Annotated in this window: 13 protein-coding genes, 1 tRNA gene and 4 pseudogenes; 9 read left to right on the forward strand and 9 right to left on the reverse strand. The window is 58.7% G+C overall.

Annotated elements, in window-relative coordinates; genetic code table 11:
• Positions 1 to 45 precede the first annotated feature (45 nt).
• The gene (locus tag JCM15831_RS04275; protein ID WP_025822983.1) at positions 46 to 918 is read left to right on the forward strand and encodes an aldose 1-epimerase family protein; all 873 of its coding nucleotides are present in this window, start codon (positions 46 to 48) and stop codon (positions 916 to 918) included.
• 75 nt (positions 919 to 993) lie between these two features.
• The gene (locus tag JCM15831_RS04280; protein ID WP_232227991.1) at positions 994 to 1,950 is read left to right on the forward strand and encodes a S1/P1 nuclease; all 957 of its coding nucleotides are present in this window, start codon (positions 994 to 996) and stop codon (positions 1,948 to 1,950) included.
• Positions 1,951 to 1,999: 49 nt separating this feature from the next.
• On the opposite strand, the gene JCM15831_RS04285 is transcribed toward JCM15831_RS04280, so the two are convergent.
• Positions 2,000 to 3,889 (reverse strand): alpha/beta hydrolase family protein, encoded by a 1,890-nt coding sequence (locus JCM15831_RS04285; RefSeq protein ID WP_025822987.1) that lies wholly within the window; start codon positions 3,887 to 3,889, stop codon positions 2,000 to 2,002.
• 169 nt (positions 3,890 to 4,058) lie between these two features.
• Here JCM15831_RS04285 and JCM15831_RS16580 point away from each other — a divergent pair.
• The 3 genes and pseudogenes from JCM15831_RS16580 (at position 4,059) to JCM15831_RS04300 (ending at position 5,894) form a co-directional block, all read left to right on the forward strand.
• Positions 4,059 to 4,642, forward strand: a pseudogene (locus tag JCM15831_RS16580) (DedA family protein).
• Positions 4,639 to 5,589 carry an SDR family oxidoreductase gene (locus JCM15831_RS04295; protein WP_025822989.1) on the forward strand — a complete coding sequence of 317 codons (951 nt, stop codon included), beginning with the start codon at positions 4,639 to 4,641 and terminating at the stop codon, positions 5,587 to 5,589. The pseudogene JCM15831_RS16580 and the gene JCM15831_RS04295 overlap by 4 nt, the downstream one beginning before the upstream one ends.
• Positions 5,586 to 5,894, forward strand: coding sequence for a hypothetical protein (locus JCM15831_RS04300; protein WP_051528304.1), 309 nt, complete (start codon positions 5,586 to 5,588; stop codon positions 5,892 to 5,894). Before JCM15831_RS04295 ends, JCM15831_RS04300 begins: the two co-directional genes overlap by 4 nt.
• A gap of 130 nt (positions 5,895 to 6,024) precedes the next feature.
• Here the strand turns inward: JCM15831_RS04300 and speE are convergent, their stop codons facing one another.
• From speE to fbaA, 4 genes and pseudogenes are all read right to left on the reverse strand, one after another.
• Positions 6,025 to 6,897 (reverse strand): polyamine aminopropyltransferase, encoded by an 873-nt coding sequence (gene speE, locus JCM15831_RS04305; protein WP_025822993.1) that lies wholly within the window; start codon positions 6,895 to 6,897, stop codon positions 6,025 to 6,027.
• Between the two features lie 81 nt (positions 6,898 to 6,978).
• Positions 6,979 to 7,455, reverse strand: coding sequence for an adenosylmethionine decarboxylase (gene speD, locus JCM15831_RS04310; protein WP_025822995.1), 477 nt, complete (start codon positions 7,453 to 7,455; stop codon positions 6,979 to 6,981).
• 130 nt (positions 7,456 to 7,585) lie between these two features.
• On the reverse strand, positions 7,586 to 7,918 hold the full coding sequence (locus tag JCM15831_RS04315; RefSeq protein WP_025823001.1) for an antibiotic biosynthesis monooxygenase family protein: 333 nt from the start codon (positions 7,916 to 7,918) through the stop codon (positions 7,586 to 7,588).
• Positions 7,915 to 9,023 (reverse strand): annotated as a pseudogene (gene fbaA / locus JCM15831_RS16585) (class II fructose-bisphosphate aldolase). Before fbaA ends, JCM15831_RS04315 begins: the two are co-directional and overlap by 4 nt.
• Positions 9,024 to 9,283: 260 nt before the next feature.
• Here fbaA and JCM15831_RS04325 point away from each other — a divergent pair.
• The 3 genes and pseudogenes from JCM15831_RS04325 to JCM15831_RS04335 all read left to right on the forward strand — a co-directional run bounded on the left by JCM15831_RS04325 (position 9,284) and on the right by JCM15831_RS04335 (position 11,769).
• Entirely contained in the window at positions 9,284 to 9,976 is a 693-nt protein-coding gene (locus JCM15831_RS04325; protein ID WP_084490550.1) for a TetR/AcrR family transcriptional regulator, read from the forward strand.
• A 31-nt stretch (positions 9,977 to 10,007) separates the two neighbouring features.
• Positions 10,008 to 10,798, forward strand: a pseudogene (locus tag JCM15831_RS16590) (glutaminyl-peptide cyclotransferase).
• A gap of 194 nt (positions 10,799 to 10,992) precedes the next feature.
• Entirely contained in the window at positions 10,993 to 11,769 is a 777-nt protein-coding gene (locus tag JCM15831_RS04335; RefSeq protein WP_035773905.1) for an IclR family transcriptional regulator, read from the forward strand.
• Between the two features lie 77 nt (positions 11,770 to 11,846).
• On the opposite strand, the gene JCM15831_RS04340 is transcribed toward JCM15831_RS04335, so the two are convergent.
• Positions 11,847 to 12,152, reverse strand: a complete 306-nt coding sequence (locus tag JCM15831_RS04340; RefSeq protein ID WP_025823007.1) for a YggT family protein — start codon at positions 12,150 to 12,152, stop codon at positions 11,847 to 11,849.
• Between the two features lie 145 nt (positions 12,153 to 12,297).
• Between JCM15831_RS04340 and JCM15831_RS04345 the strand changes: the two genes are divergently transcribed.
• Positions 12,298 to 12,373 (forward strand) — tRNA-Ala (locus tag JCM15831_RS04345).
• 58 nt (positions 12,374 to 12,431) lie between these two features.
• Here the strand turns inward: JCM15831_RS04345 and JCM15831_RS16595 are convergent.
• The 3 genes and pseudogenes from JCM15831_RS16595 to JCM15831_RS16600 form a co-directional block, all read right to left on the reverse strand.
• The gene (locus tag JCM15831_RS16595; RefSeq protein ID WP_051528305.1) at positions 12,432 to 13,061 is read right to left on the reverse strand and encodes a retropepsin-like aspartic protease; all 630 of its coding nucleotides are present in this window, start codon (positions 13,059 to 13,061) and stop codon (positions 12,432 to 12,434) included.
• Positions 13,055 to 13,357 carry a retropepsin-like aspartic protease gene (locus JCM15831_RS22425; protein ID WP_051528306.1) on the reverse strand — a complete coding sequence of 101 codons (303 nt, stop codon included), beginning with the start codon at positions 13,355 to 13,357 and terminating at the stop codon, positions 13,055 to 13,057. Before JCM15831_RS22425 ends, JCM15831_RS16595 begins: the two co-directional genes overlap by 7 nt.
• Positions 13,358 to 13,363: 6 nt before the next feature.
• Positions 13,364 to 14,298: pseudogene (locus JCM15831_RS16600) on the reverse strand (tyrosine recombinase XerC).
• Positions 14,299 to 14,324: the final 26 nt, after the last annotated feature.

Here is a 14,324-nt window from a genome sequence, read left to right on the forward strand (position 1 = left end):
CCTCTTTAAGAGGGAGAGGGCGAAGCTGGGCGAGGGAGCGTATCGATGACATCTGAAAGCCATATCTTTTCCAACGGACGATATACGGCATGCGTGGCCGCCTTGGGGGCCGAGCTCTGTTCGCTGCGTGACGAGACCGGCCGGGAGCTGATGTGGACGGGAAGCACATGGCCTCGCCACTCACCGGTCCTGTTTCCGATTATCGGTCGGCTGCGTGATAATCATGCCGTCATCGATGGGCTCGATTATACCCTCACCCAGCATGGCTTTGCGAGAGACCGTGTGTTTCGCTGGGTCGAGCGCGGCGCAAGCAGCTGCGCGCTCGTGCTTGAGGATGACCCGACGAGCCGGGCCCTTTTTCCGTCGGCGTTTCGTCTGCAGCTGAACTACACGCTCGATGACGAGGGGCTGCATGTGCATTACACATTACGCAATCCTGACACCCGAGACGTGTTGCATGCGTCTTTGGGCGCGCATCCTGCCTTCATCTGGCCGCTCTCCTCCGACACGTCGAAAACAGATTATGTTCTCGAATTCGAGTCAGCTGAGCCCGGACCGTTATCCGCTCTCGATGGCGGATTGATCGTAGGAAACGACCGTCCGAGCCCGGTGAAAGACAACGTGCTCAGGCTGGACGAGGCCTTGTTCGAAAAAGACGCGTTGATTTTTCTGCATCCCGTCAGTCGCTCGATCCGCTTTCGTGATGAGCAGTATGCCGGCCTCGTTTTCTCCTGGCACGGTTTTGAGCAGCTGGGCCTCTGGATGAAACCGGGCTCGGATTTTCTCTGTATCGAGCCCTGGCAAGGCTATGCCAGCCCGGTCGATTTTGAAGGGAGCTTCGAGGAGAAACCCGGTCTCCTGCACCTCAAGCCGTGCGAAAGCTGGCGTGCTGGCTGGTCTGTCCGTCTGGAAGGCTGAGGGTCGGTCGCCCGCCTCACCCTGAGGGGAGACAAGGCCTGTCATCATAACATCCCTTGCAATGCAGCCTTGGCGGTGGAACGTTCGAGCGCTCCCTTCCTGCTCTCGATCAGAGGTTTCATGATCCGACGCTCGTTCTGCGCCGCTTCGGCGCTTTTCACCGTTTCTCTCGGCATGGCCCTGCCGGGGCAGGCTCTTGCCTGGGGGCCTTATGGTCACGCCATTGTCGCCGATATCGCCCAAAGCCGTCTGTCTCCACAGGCGACAACCGAAGTGACGCGCCTTCTCGCTCTCGAAAATCATCAGACGCTCGATCAGGTGGCGTCATGGCCCGACACGATCGGCCACGTCTCGCCTGAGAAAGGCGGGCTGCCCCAGACCCTTGCCTGGCATTACGTCGATACCGATACGAATTTCGCGACCTACGCCAAGCCTCGCGATTGCGGCAACGATTTATGCGTCACGGAGAAACTGCCGGAGATGGAGAAGGTGCTGGCCGACCCGCATGCACCCTCAGCCGAACGGCTGGTGGCGCTGAAATGGATCGTTCATCTTGCCGGTGATCTGCATCAGCCGCTTCATGCTGCGGAACGCGATCACGACAAGGGGGGCAATGCGGTGAAGGTGTCCTATTTCGGTCAGGACCGAAACGGACATGAGAACCTGCATTCGCTGTGGGATGAGGGGATCATGAACCATGAGCGCCATCTCGTGGTGGGACCCCATTACACCATCGATTTTGCCAGGGCGCGCGCGGAGGCCGACCGCCTCAATGCCCAGATTACGCCCGGTCAGGCTGACTTCTGGAGCGGCGCGCTTTCTGCCGACACGGTGCATGACTCTGTCGTGAAATGGACGGATGAGAGCCACGCTCTGGCGCGCGATGTGGTTTACGGCGCGCTTCCCAGCGGCAAGAAAAAAGCGCTGGGCGAGGCCTATACCGCCGTCGCCCTGCCTGTGATTGAGACAAGACTACAACAAGCGGGTGTGCGCCTGGCCGATCTGCTCAACACGGCGCTTACCGCGCCCTGAACTGGAAAACAGTGTTCCGGGGCGTCAGTCAGACACCCCGGGCTCTGCTTTACTGCCCAGCGAAGACACGCTGATAAAAAGCGAGCTCTCTGGAAAAGCTGTCTTTCAGGGTCTGCTCCTGACGAAAGCCATGCCCTTCGCCCTCATAGACATGCAGCTCGGAGTGTCGCCCTAAAGTCAGAAGGCCGTCATGCATGGCCTGAGCCTGAGCAAGCGGGACAACCTTGTCGAGATCGCCGTGAAGGAACAGGACTGGCGCCGTTATTTCTGCCACATGACTTAGAGGGGAGCGCGCCAGATAAAGGGCCTCCTGCTCAGGATAGGGGCCGATCAGCCGGTCGAGATAACGGGACTCGAATTTATGGGTCTCGCCGGCAAGCGCACGCAGATCTGTCACGCCGTAGAGCGAGCATCCCGCAGCGAACACGTCAGACGAGGCGAGAGCTGACAGGACAGTCAGCCCGCCTGCGCTGCTGCCCCGGATAACGCAGCGCTTCGGATCGGCAAGACCCTGTGCTGTGACATGACGTACGGCTGCGATGCAGTCCTGCACGTCCGCAATGCCCCATTGGCCTTCGAGAGCTTCACGATAGGCACGCCCGAACCCGGTCGACCCACGGTAATTGACATCGAGCACGGCGAAGCCGCGGCTGGTCCACCATTGCACCTTGAACGAAAAGGCAGAGTTGGCGCGTGCTGTCGGGCCGCCATGCGCCATCACGACCAGAGGCGGTTGCTCGCCGGGTGCCAGCGCGTGGGTGCGGTTGACTGGCGCGTAATAGAGGGCGTGTGCCGTTTCGCCTGCCTCGGAAGGGAAAGACAGAGCAACGGGGACGGCACAGTCACAGGCGTCGACGCCTTCAGGAAAATCGAAGGACTGTCTGACCTGTCGATTTCGTCCACCGATGACGATGGCGGGTGGCGCGTCGGCTGGGGTGTCGATCCAGGCGAAGGTGTCATCGAAAAGGACAGGCACCTGCGCGGCATCGATCTCGGGGTGGTGCGTCCAGCCGTGACTGTCGAGAATGCCAATCTGGCTGACGCCTTCGGTCACGATCTGGGCCATGAGACGGCCATCGGGCAGCGGGCGAAGGCTACGCTGACCGAAGACCCAATGGGGAAATCCCGTTTCACCACCCGGATCGGGCAGATATTCGGGCTGATGGGTCAGATCTGTCCAGAAACGGCAGGGGCGCCAGGATCCGATTGCGTCGCAGCTTGCCAGAAGTGTTTCGGCGCTTTCCCACACCGGATCGACGGTGCTGCATCGTAAGGTCTCACCGCTCAGCGTCAGAGGCCATCCAGACTGAGGCACGGCGTCGTGCCATGTCAGACGAGACAGAGACAATCTGGTTGCGTCCCATGGCATATCGGGGTGAGACCATGAGATCCAGGCGAGATGCCCGTCATCGGGGGCCGGACGGGGCGCTGCGTAGAAATCATCCCCTTCCACCAGAACGGTCTCGGACTGACGATCCAGCCAGACGATGGCCGCCTTTGCTTCACCTGCTTCGCGCTGATCTTCGCGGACGCAGAAAACGCCGCGCTCGGCACGATCGAACGAGAATTCCGTATAAGCGCAGCCCGGAGTTGAGGCGAAAGCGACCAGAGAGCCATCGTTTCCTCTCAGCCAGACCTGACCGGATTTGCGGTCACTGAATACCACGTGCTGGCCCTGCGACACGCGATAGGCGCCGCCGCCATATTCATGCACGCGCGTTCCCACATCATGAGTGGTTGGCAGTAAATCCTGAGGCGCTTCGTTGCGTTTGAGACTGACAAGGGCCGTACGTCCGCGTTCCTGAGGTCGACCTTCCAGCCAGTAGAGACGATCTCCTTCGGCCTGAAGGTCGGAGAGCGAGACGCTGCGGCCCGCCACGAGATCTGGTGAGACCCAGGAAGGCCAGGAACCGGAAGGGATCGAAGATGGATTCGTCATGGGATTCAGGATAATCCGATGGAAACCATCTGACGAGTTTTCCTGAGAGCGGCTTTCAGGCATCAAGTCGGACTCTTCTTCGTCCCGCCTGCCAAGGATAAGAGCCCTGCTGCATTTTCTGGAACACCTGCTCAGGGAGTATGGCTACGGCATTGTTGGCGTTGTTGTCATGCTTGAAAGCATGGGGCTGCCTTTGCCTGCCGAGAGTCTCCTCATCGGCGCGGCGATCTATGCAGCCACCACCCATCATCTCGAGATCCGGTGGGTGGCCGTGGCTGCTGTCACGGGCGCCATCATGGGGGATAATCTTGGATATCTGATCGGGCGCTCCATCGGCTTCAAGCTTCTGCAGAAGCACGGAGCAAGGTCGGTCTGAGCGACGAACGTCTGCTTCTCGGTCGCTATCTCTTCAAAAAGCATGGGGGAACTGTTGTTTTCCTCGGGCGGTTCCTCGCTATTCTGCGCGTCTTCGTGGCGCTTCTGGCGGGCGCCAATCACATGCCCTGGAAATCATTTCTCTTCTTTAATGCGCTTGGGGGCGTTGTCTGGGCGGGAGGCTACTCGCTCGCCACCTATTTCCTAGGCAAGGAAATCCTCCGTCTCTCAGGACCCCTCGCAATCGGCATCGGCTCGTTGGTCGCTCTCTTCCTCGGGGTCTGTCTTTATTTCCTCAAGAAAAACGAAAAGCGTCTGACCGATGAGGCCCTGAAAGAAGCCAAGGCCGAGGCAGGCCCTGAAAAGGCTGAAGCATGAGAGAGACTCTCTATCGGTCCTGCGCCGGGCAGACTGCAATCGTCACCGGCGCCACTGGCGGCCTCGGCCTTGCAACGGCTATCGGCCTCGCCCGCAAGGGAGCCGAAGTGATCGTCACGGGGCGTAACGCCGAAAAAGGGCGCGAGGCGTTGATCGCGATCGAACAGGCAGTTCCAGGGGCGACACTGCGTTTCGAAGGGCTCGATCTGGCATCGCTCGCCTCCATCGTTCGCTTTGTCGACCGTATGGGCAGTCAGCCTGTGCATATTCTGGTCAATAATGCGGGCGTTATGGCGCCGCCCCAGCGCCGGACGACGCAGGACGGGTTTGAGCTGCAATTCGGGACCAATCATCTGGGGCACTTCGCTCTGACAGGAAAGCTCCTTCCTGCCCTGATTGCCGGAGAGGCGCATGTTGTGACCATTGCCTCGCTTGCCGCCTGGAAGGGGGAAATCCCGTTCGACGATCTCAATGCGACAGAGAGCTACAAGCGCTTCGATCGGTATCGCCAGAGCAAGCTTGCCAATCTGCTGTTCAGCCTTGAGCTCGATCGACGGGTCAAGGCGGCTGGTGCGCCGCTTCATGTACGTGCTGCCCATCCCGGTTGGTCGACCAGCTCGATCATCACCAATAGTGCGGCGCTCGGTGTGTCGAACGCGCCGCTGAGCCGGGTGCTGGCTCTGATTCAGGATCGTCTCGGAAATGTGTTGTTCCGCCTGATGGGACAGGATGTGACCGCTGGCGCGGAGCCGTTTCTCTACGCGGCGCTCTCATCTGAGGCGGAAGATGGCGGCTATTACGGTCCTCAGGGTACCGGCGAGAGACGGGGGCCTCCGGGACCTGCGATCGTTCCTCCGGTTGCGGAGGGGCTTTCCCTTGCGGAAAAGCTCTGGCAGGCTTCGGAGAACATGACCGGTATACGGTTCGAATGGGAGACTGGCCAATGAGCATGACCCTGTCCGTTTTCCAGGAAAGCCTTGAAGATGGCATTCCTCCCCAAGGTCTTTCCCCTGCGCTTCTGGCTTTGTGGTGGGGAGGGCGTTCCGATTGGCCCGCTGTGCATGAGATCGTTCAGGCCAATGAACAGGATCGCGATTGCAACTGGGTGCATGGTTGGCTGCATCGTGTCGAAGGGGACGTCGATAATGCCCGCTACTGGTATCGTCGCGGCGGTCAGGCCATGGGCCACGGTGCGGTGATGGATGAGTGGAAAACCATCGTCATCCGGCTATTGAGCGGTTCTGGATATTAGATGGCGCGGGGCGGTGCCCCGCTGATCCCCACCAGAGAAAGTGTTATCTGAAAATCTGCTGGTTTTGACGTGGGGATGAAAGGGGCCGAGGCCCCTTTGCGTGTCCAGGGACAAGCCCTGGACGAACGCATCAGCCTTCCTGCGTGGGCAGGTTTTCGGCGATGTAAGGCGGTAGGTTGAAGGCGCCGACGTGGATTTCTGGCGACCAGTACCGTGTCGTGCCGAGAATGCCTGCAGCCTCAGCGCGTGCGCGAACGTCTTCGACACTCTGCTTGGTCGGGGTGACGCCCTTGGCAGCAACGCCGAGCGTCATGAAGCCACCGACATAAGTCGGCACGGCGGCAACATAAGCCGAGACATGCGGGAAGAAGTTGGCACGACGCACGCTGGTCTCACGCAGCTCATCGGCTTGCATGAAGGGAACGCCGCACTGATTGACGATCAGACCCTGTGCGGAGAGGATGCGAGCGCAGTCCTTGTAGAAGGCATCGGTGAAGAGCACTTCGCCCACGCCGATCGGGTCGGTCGAGTCGACGATGATGACGTCAAAGGAGCCCTCTTCTGCCTTAGCGACATAATCGATGCCATCGCCGACGATGACTTCGGCGCGCGGGTCGTTCCAGGCGTCACCGGCGATGTTGGGCAGATGCTGCTTGGACAGCTCGATCACGGCGCCGTCGATTTCCACCATGACGGCTTTTTCAACGGTCTTGTGCTGAAGCACGCGACGCAGAACACCGCCATCGCCCGCACCGATGATCAGAACGCGCTTTGCATCAGGATGCGTCAGCAACGGCACATGCGTCAGCATTTCCTGATAGACGAACTCATCACGCTCGGTGATCTGGATGACGCCGTCGAGCACGAGTACACGGCCGTGAAACTCGCTTTCGAAGACGACGATGTCCTGAAAATCGCTTTTGACGCGTGCAAGCTCGCGCGTGACACGAAAACGCTGACCCCAGTCAGGGTACAGGGTTTCGTTGATCCAAGACTCAGACATAGCGTTGCCCCTTTTTCTCGTAAAAAAAGCCGGGCTTTTGGGCCCGGCTTGGTCTGCAATCCGCGCAGATCCGGACTTGTGTCAGGCTGCGTTTGTGATCTTTTCGCGGCCACGACGAACTTCGTCGGAAACAACGCGACCAGCCTGGAACAGACGCTGCATCACCGGAATCGTTAGATTCGGGTCGCAGGCACCGCACATGAAGACGTCCACGGCAGCGAAGTTACGCTCCGGCCAAGTGTGGATCGAGATGTGGCTTTCAGCCAGAACAATCACGCCCGACACGCCGCCATTGGGCGTAAAGTGGTGGAAGTGGCTGTGCAGGATCGTCGCTCCTGCGGTAACCGCGGCTTCGCAAAGCGTGGCGTCGATTGATGCAGGATCGTCCAGATTCTTGGCGTCCCAGAAATCGATCAGCAGGTGGTGGCCGGCAAAGCGTTCACCATCACGCTCAATAAAGTAATCCTTGCACACCTCTTCATGAGATGTGTTCGATGCGACAGTCTGGTTATCTCTCGGGAGTTCCGATACCATCCCCAGTTGAGCAAGTGCGTTCATCACGTACCTCTAAACCAGTAGACAGCCTGTTGGGCAACATGCCCCCTTGGGCCAAGGCCGCCCGATTAAAGAGGATGCCCCCCGGATGCAAGAAGTTTCTGCATCCGGAACCTGTATTGTCATACTCCTGTCAGGAGATGTCCGTCTGACTGCGCACGACGCGAAAAGCCCCGAAAAACTCGACGCTGATGATGAGCGGCCCGCATGCCGAGTCCAGAGCCGCAAAGGCATCTGAATGATCGTTCTTGAAATCGAGATAGGCCTGATAGGAGCTCCATTCATCGATGGCGATGTAGCGCCCGGTCTGCAGGACATCGGCGATGAGTTTTGTGCCCCGGTAAGAGGGCACATTGCGAAATAGTCGGGCCCATGGGCCGTCTGAGCCATAGCTCGACTCGAATGTTTCGATCTGGTTTGGAGCGACCACAAAGCGCCTGACAATTTCGCAAGTCACTGTCTTCATCTCTTCTGGGCGATGGATCTGCCCTTGGAACCCAGATCGGCAAAGGCCTCTTCAAGGCGATCGACGATGCTTTTCTCGCCAACACGGAGCCATTTTCGCGGATCGTAGAATTTCTTGTAGGGCGCGTCCGTCTCGGGATCGATCTGGTGCAGGAACGCCTTCGGATGATCGAGCACATATTGGCCGATTCCGTTGGCAAACGCGAATTGCACGTCAGTATCGATGTTCATCTTGAAAACACCGTAGGAAACAGCTGCCGTGATCTTGTCTTTTTCGGAGCCCGATCCGCCGTGGAAGACGAGAGCCAGCGGCTTGGGACCAAGACCTGTTTTTTCGGCAACATGCTCTTGCGAGTGCAGAAGGATTTCAGGGCGGAGCTGGACGTTGCCCGGCTTGTAAACGCCATGAACATTGCCGAATGAAGCCGCTACGGTCACATGGCCGAGGGGCGACAGGCGGTTCCACGCCACAAGAACATCTTCCGGTTGGGTGTAGAGATGGGCGTTGTCTTCATGATCTTCGAGGTCATGGCCAACGCCGTCCTCTTCTCCGCCCGTGACGCCAAGTTCGATTTCGAGGCTGATCCCGAGTTTCGCCATACGGGGCAGAAGACGGGCGCATTCGGCCAGATTATCGTCAAGCGCCTCGGCGGAGAGATCGAGCATATGCGAGGAAAAGAGAGGAGGACGACCGGCAGCGACCTCGGCCTCGCTCAGTTCAAGAAGACCCTCAACCCAGGGAATGAGCTTGCGATCGGCGTGATCGGTATGAAGAACGACGCAGACGCCATACTCACGGGCCAGAAGATGCACATGATGCGCCATGCTGCAGCACCGAGCACACGGGCTCTGTGCTGATCGGCCAGGCCTTCGCCCGCATAGAAGCGGGCTCCACCATTGGAGCATTGGATGATGACATCCGAGTTGTTCCGGGCTGCCGCTTCGAGGACGGCATTAACGCTGTCTGTGCCGACGACATTGATGGCAGGCAGAGCGTAACCACCCTCCTTGCAGGCCTCGATCAGGGTGAGATAGTCATCACCTGTGACAACGCCCGGGGGCAGAACTCGGTTCGTGCGCGACGTATTCGGGTGTGTAGGGGTCATAAGGATCTCATGTCTCTGATAACGGATCGTCACGCCTATTTTATCGCTATCTGTGACGGTAATGCCTAGACCTTTCATGGACACATTGAAGTCATTCTTGTTTCAGAACGGCTGAATCGGCCCGGTTGTCGCAGTTTGCCCTTGCGCTGATCGACCCGTTCGGTCAGTTTCTGCCCTCTTCTCCACGGCCACCTCGCGTGAATTTCCCGGTCGCTGGATCTGGCATGGATTAACGCAATGAGGGGATGGACCGGTTGAACATGAAAGAAGGGATCTCTTTGCCTGGGGCGGAAGACCGGCAGGAGGAGAGCGTCTCGATCAATGCCAAACGGCGCCAGATTCTGGACGGTGCTGAGGCGATCTTTCTCGAATCCGGTTATGAAGGGGCCTCGATGTCCCAGATTGCGTTTCGCGCCAAGGTCTCGAAGGGCACGCTTTATAATCACTTCGAGAACAAGGCTGCGTTGTTCGGCGCCGTTATCGACGATCTGAGCCGAAGCAAGCTGGCTCCAGCTCTGTGTCAAAGCCAGCTGACCGCCATCACCTGTGTCGAAGCCTTCTCGCAGCTTGCAGAGCGGTTTATCCGCATCCTGCTTCAGCCGGGGCCCTTGCGGCTTTATCGCATCATTGTTTCCGAAGCACCCCATTTCCCGGATCTGGCGGACACGTTCTGGCGCTATGGCTTCGGCAAGACTCTCGATACGGTGACGCAGTGGATCGAGCACTGGATCGACCGTGGGGCCATCGTAACGGATGACCCGGTTTTTGCGGCGGAGCAGTTCATGGCGCTGTGTCAGACGCGGCTTGTGCAACGCAAGCGCTTCGAATTGCCGATCGACAGCAGTGACGAGCAGATCCTTTTCGTGTCAGGGCGTATCGGGCAAGCTTTCGTTGCCATTTATGGACGCGAGACACAGGCACACAAGCCGGCTAAACGCTCTCTTCAGACCTGATGTCATAAAACCGGTATCCAGAGAGTGCCCCATGGTTTCTGTTTTCTCCCGAACAGGTATCGGCCTTTTCGTTAGTGGCCTTCTCTTTTCGGTATCAGGAGTTGTGGCGGCGCAGGATGGCGTGCCGGTGAACAGGGCTCAGATCGTGGCTGTTTTCCCTCATGATCCTGAAGCCTTCACCGAAGGCCTGTTTTACCAGGATGGATATCTTTTCGAGAGCACCGGCCGGGTGGGCCATTCGGAGATCCGGAAGGAGGCCCTCGAAACAGGCAAGATGATCGCTCAGACCTCGCTGCCGGACGGGTATTTCGGCGAAGGGATCGTGGCTTGGCGGAACAGGCTCGTCACGCTGACATGGAGGAGTGAGCGAGGATTTCTCTGGAGCTTCCCCGGTCTGAAAATGCTGGGCAATTTCCGCTACAAGGGTGAGGGCTGGGGGCTGACCCATGATGACAGCTCGCTGATCATGTCAGACGGATCTCCCTGCCTGAAGCGTCTCGACCCTGTCACACTGCGTGTTTTGAGCAGAATATGCGTCAAAGCAGCCGGAGTGCCTGTCAGCAGATTGAATGAGCTCGAATATATCCATGGCGAGATATGGGCCAATATCTGGATGACACCCGAAATAGCGCGGATCGACCAGTAACGGGAGAGGTAAAATCGTGGATCGACCTGACTGGTCTTGCAGAAAAGGTGAATAGCTTCGATCCTGATGCCGTTGCGAATGGGATCGCCTACGACCGGAAGCGCGACAGGATATTCGTTACAGGAAAATACTGGCCTCATTTATATCAGATAAAAATCAACGACTTCAAAAACTGACTTCAAGATTAATAAGAACTCGTCAGGTCTTGATTACATAGATGTGAATGGAAAACGCAGATAACTGCTTAACAGAACGCAAATAACGCTATGAAATGCGCTCGCATCCTTTGTGGATCGCGTTGAACCTTTGGATCGAACGAGACGCTCGCCAGGACATCGAGGCACCGTTCGTGACGAGATGGGAGCGGCACGTGGCATATTCAGATCAAGACTGGCCTCAGGGCACACAGACGCTTGGACGTGGTCTCTCGATTATTCTGGCGATCAAGGCGGGGGTCGACACGCTTTCAGGACTGGCTCTCGAGATCGGTTGCACGCGCAGTACGACACAGCGCTTGACGGCTGCGTTGTTGCAGCAGGGATGGTTACGTCTGAAATCGACGGGGCGTTACGGTCTCGGTGAAAAGCTGATCGCCATGACACCCCGGACGCAGACGGCCTCACCTCTTCTCGGTCTGGCAGCCCCGCTTCTGCATAGTCTGAGCGAAGTCACCGGCAAGACCGTTCAGCTCGCGGTCCGTTCGGACAGTCACGCCATTTGTCTGATGCGGCTGGAAGGCCGTCAACCGCTGCCGATACGCGCACGGACGGATCAGCATGTGCCGCTCGCCCGTACAAGTTCAGGACGGGCTCTCATTCTCGATGACAGCGAGAGCGATTGGGCGCGCGCGTACCGGGTCAGCTATCGCCATGCGCCCGCCGGACTGACGAGCTGGATCAATCGGATGCGTTCCTACCGGGCAGCGGATTGTGTCTTCGATCTGGAGGATGATGAAATCGGGATTCACGGTGTCGCAGCCCCCGTGCGCGATGCGTCGGGAAGCATCGTTGCGGCGATTAGTCTCACAGATCGTGCAGCGGAGATGCCTTTGATGCGGATGAAGGCGCTCGCACCTCAGATCATCCATACGGCGACGCTGCTTTCGGCCAGACTTGGCTGGCATGAATTCAGCGACGTCGCCGATTAGGTACCTCTTTCAGCACCTGCTGGAGCCTCACTCCAGCGGCGCGCCAAGGGCTTCCTTGAGCCCTGCGAATGCGCTTTTCAGCGGTGCGAGGGTAGGACGACCAGAAGCTGGAAGAGAGCTGGGGCGACGATATATCTCAGTCCGAGCAGAACAGCGAGCGGGCTGAGATCGAGCGCACCGAACTGGGGCAGGATCGAGCGCACAGGATTGAGAACCGGCTCGACCATGCGGCTGAGGAAGAGTGCGACATTGTAGACGAAGCGGTTGCTCGGATCGAGGATGCGAAAACCGAGCAGCATGCTGACGACGCAGTACAGGATCAGCGCCCACTCAAAGATCTGAATTAGCATCATCAGGATGTTGAAGAGGGCTAAAAGCGGCAAATCCGGTCTCTCTGTAAAACAATAGGACTGGCCCACCCTAGCGCTGGCAGGGGCCTTGCACAATATCGTCCAGTGAGGCGGGTTTGGGACAGGTGCGTCAATCTTGACTCGCACGACAAACCATGGTGCTTTCGAGCTGTTCCGTGGGGCTGTAGCTCAGATGGGAGAGCGCCTCGTTCGCAATGAGGAGGTCAGGGGTTCGATTCCCCTCAGCTCCACCACGGAACCTTCCCCCCCTTACCGATATCGTCCGTAGCCTGCTCTGCTCAGTAAGCAGTATTAGCGCACCCAGACCTTGCTTGCGCTGAATGAAATCCAGACATCGTGTTGGGCAAACCAGTCAGCACCCAGCAGCATGTCCACATTTTCGCGCATGTCCGAGACGGTCAGCACAGGATCTTTCCAGACGGGATTACCCGTGGCTGGTGTTTCCTCTTCAAGATGCAGCGCGTGAAAACGATGCCAGTGATACCAGCGCGCATTGAGATCGACGCCACTGGTCACCCCACCCTCATCCTTGCGCAGGATGTCGTCCGTAATGCCCATACGATGGGCGAAGCGCCGTGACAGGATGTGAGAGCGCGCCCCGCTATCGATGAGGGCCGTACCCTCATGTCCATCCAGCGTGAAGGACACGCTCAGTCGTGTGCCATCATGCCGCGTCAGCAAAGTGGTGTATCCCACCGGCCATGACGGCGCTGCGACACAATGGGCGCCTTGTTCAGCAGAACGCCACAGCGTGAGACGCTGGTGTGGCACGTCGAATTCGACATCGAAGTTCTGAAGCAGATCGACACCCATGAGCCCTGCGAACGGCGGGGTCAGGTCGGGCAGGCCGGGAAGTGCTCCGAGGGGAATGGAGCGCAGCCCGAATGGGATTGTTCCCAGAGACAAGGCTCGAATCAGCATATTCGGAGCGAGCTGCCCGCGCCCATTGGGGCCCTGAATGACAGTGGCATGAGCCGGTCGGGGGTCAGATGCAGTGCTGTTGCGGCTTCGGGCGTGATGAGACTGCCCTCAGAGCCTGTATCGAGAATAAAGCGCGCCTGCCTCCCGTCGAGTACGACCGGAGCATTGAGAAACAGCCCGTCATTATGCAGCGGCAGAACGGCAATGCGTTCGGGGAAGCACGGATCAGCGATGGCTGCGGAAGGAAAGGCACCGGCCACGATCATGGTCAGGAGAGCAAGAGCGGGACGCAGCACTTTTTCTTATTTCCTTGCGCGTGGGTGGGCCTGCCAGACGGCAAGAAGATGATTTTCATCGGCCAGCGTATAGGTCTGGGTCGTGGAGAGGCTGGCATGACCCAGAAGTTCCTGAATGGCGCGCAGATCGGCACCACCTTCCAGCAGATGGGTCGCAAAGGAATGCCGCAAGGCATGAGGGGTTGCGCTGGAATCGAGGCCGCTTTGCTCGCGCCAGGTCTGCATCACCCGTCGGGCGACAGCGGGTTGCAGCCTCTTGCCTCTCAGTCCGACAAAAAGAGGCGCTTCAGGCGTCGGGCAGGATGGTATTTTCGCCATTCCGCCAGCGCTTTCTGCACGGGGGGAAGAAGTGGAACGAGGCGCTCCTTGCCCCCTTTGCCAGTGACACGCAGCCCGGCCTCGGCAGCACGGTCGACATCGCGGAGCGTAAGAGACAGGGCCTCTCCGATACGCAGACCGGCGCCGTAAAGCAGCGTGAACAGAGCTTCATCGCGCGCAGCGCAAAGCGGGTGATGGGCAAGGGACGCTATTTCGGCAGGTGCGCTGCGAGCCAGGTCACGGGACAGGGGGCGGGGCAGGCGTTTACGGGTTTTGGGCGCACTCAACTGGCGTAGAGCGCTGGCGCTGACGCCGTGATGCAGCGACAGATACTGCATGAACGAGCGGAACGCCGAAACGCGTCTGGCGCGGGAACGGGCGCGGCCATCCTGTGTACCGCGTCCTCTCTCCGCTCTGCCTGCGTCGAAGGCGAGCCAGGCGCGGAAATCGCCGGGACGCAACCCTGCAAAAGCGTTCAGATCGGGTTCCTGTCCCAGATGGTCTGTCAGAAAGACCAGCGCAGCCGTAACGTCATTGCGATAGGCCTGCACCGTATTGGGGCGGGCACGCTTTTCATGAATCAGCCAGTTCAGCCAGTTTTCGAGACATTCATGCATCTGCATGACGGCGAACCTCGTCTCGGTTAAGA

This window comes from Asaia astilbis JCM 15831 (assembly GCF_000613845.1).
In the GTDB taxonomy this organism is placed as follows: Bacteria; Pseudomonadota; Alphaproteobacteria; order Acetobacterales; family Acetobacteraceae; genus Asaia; species Asaia astilbis.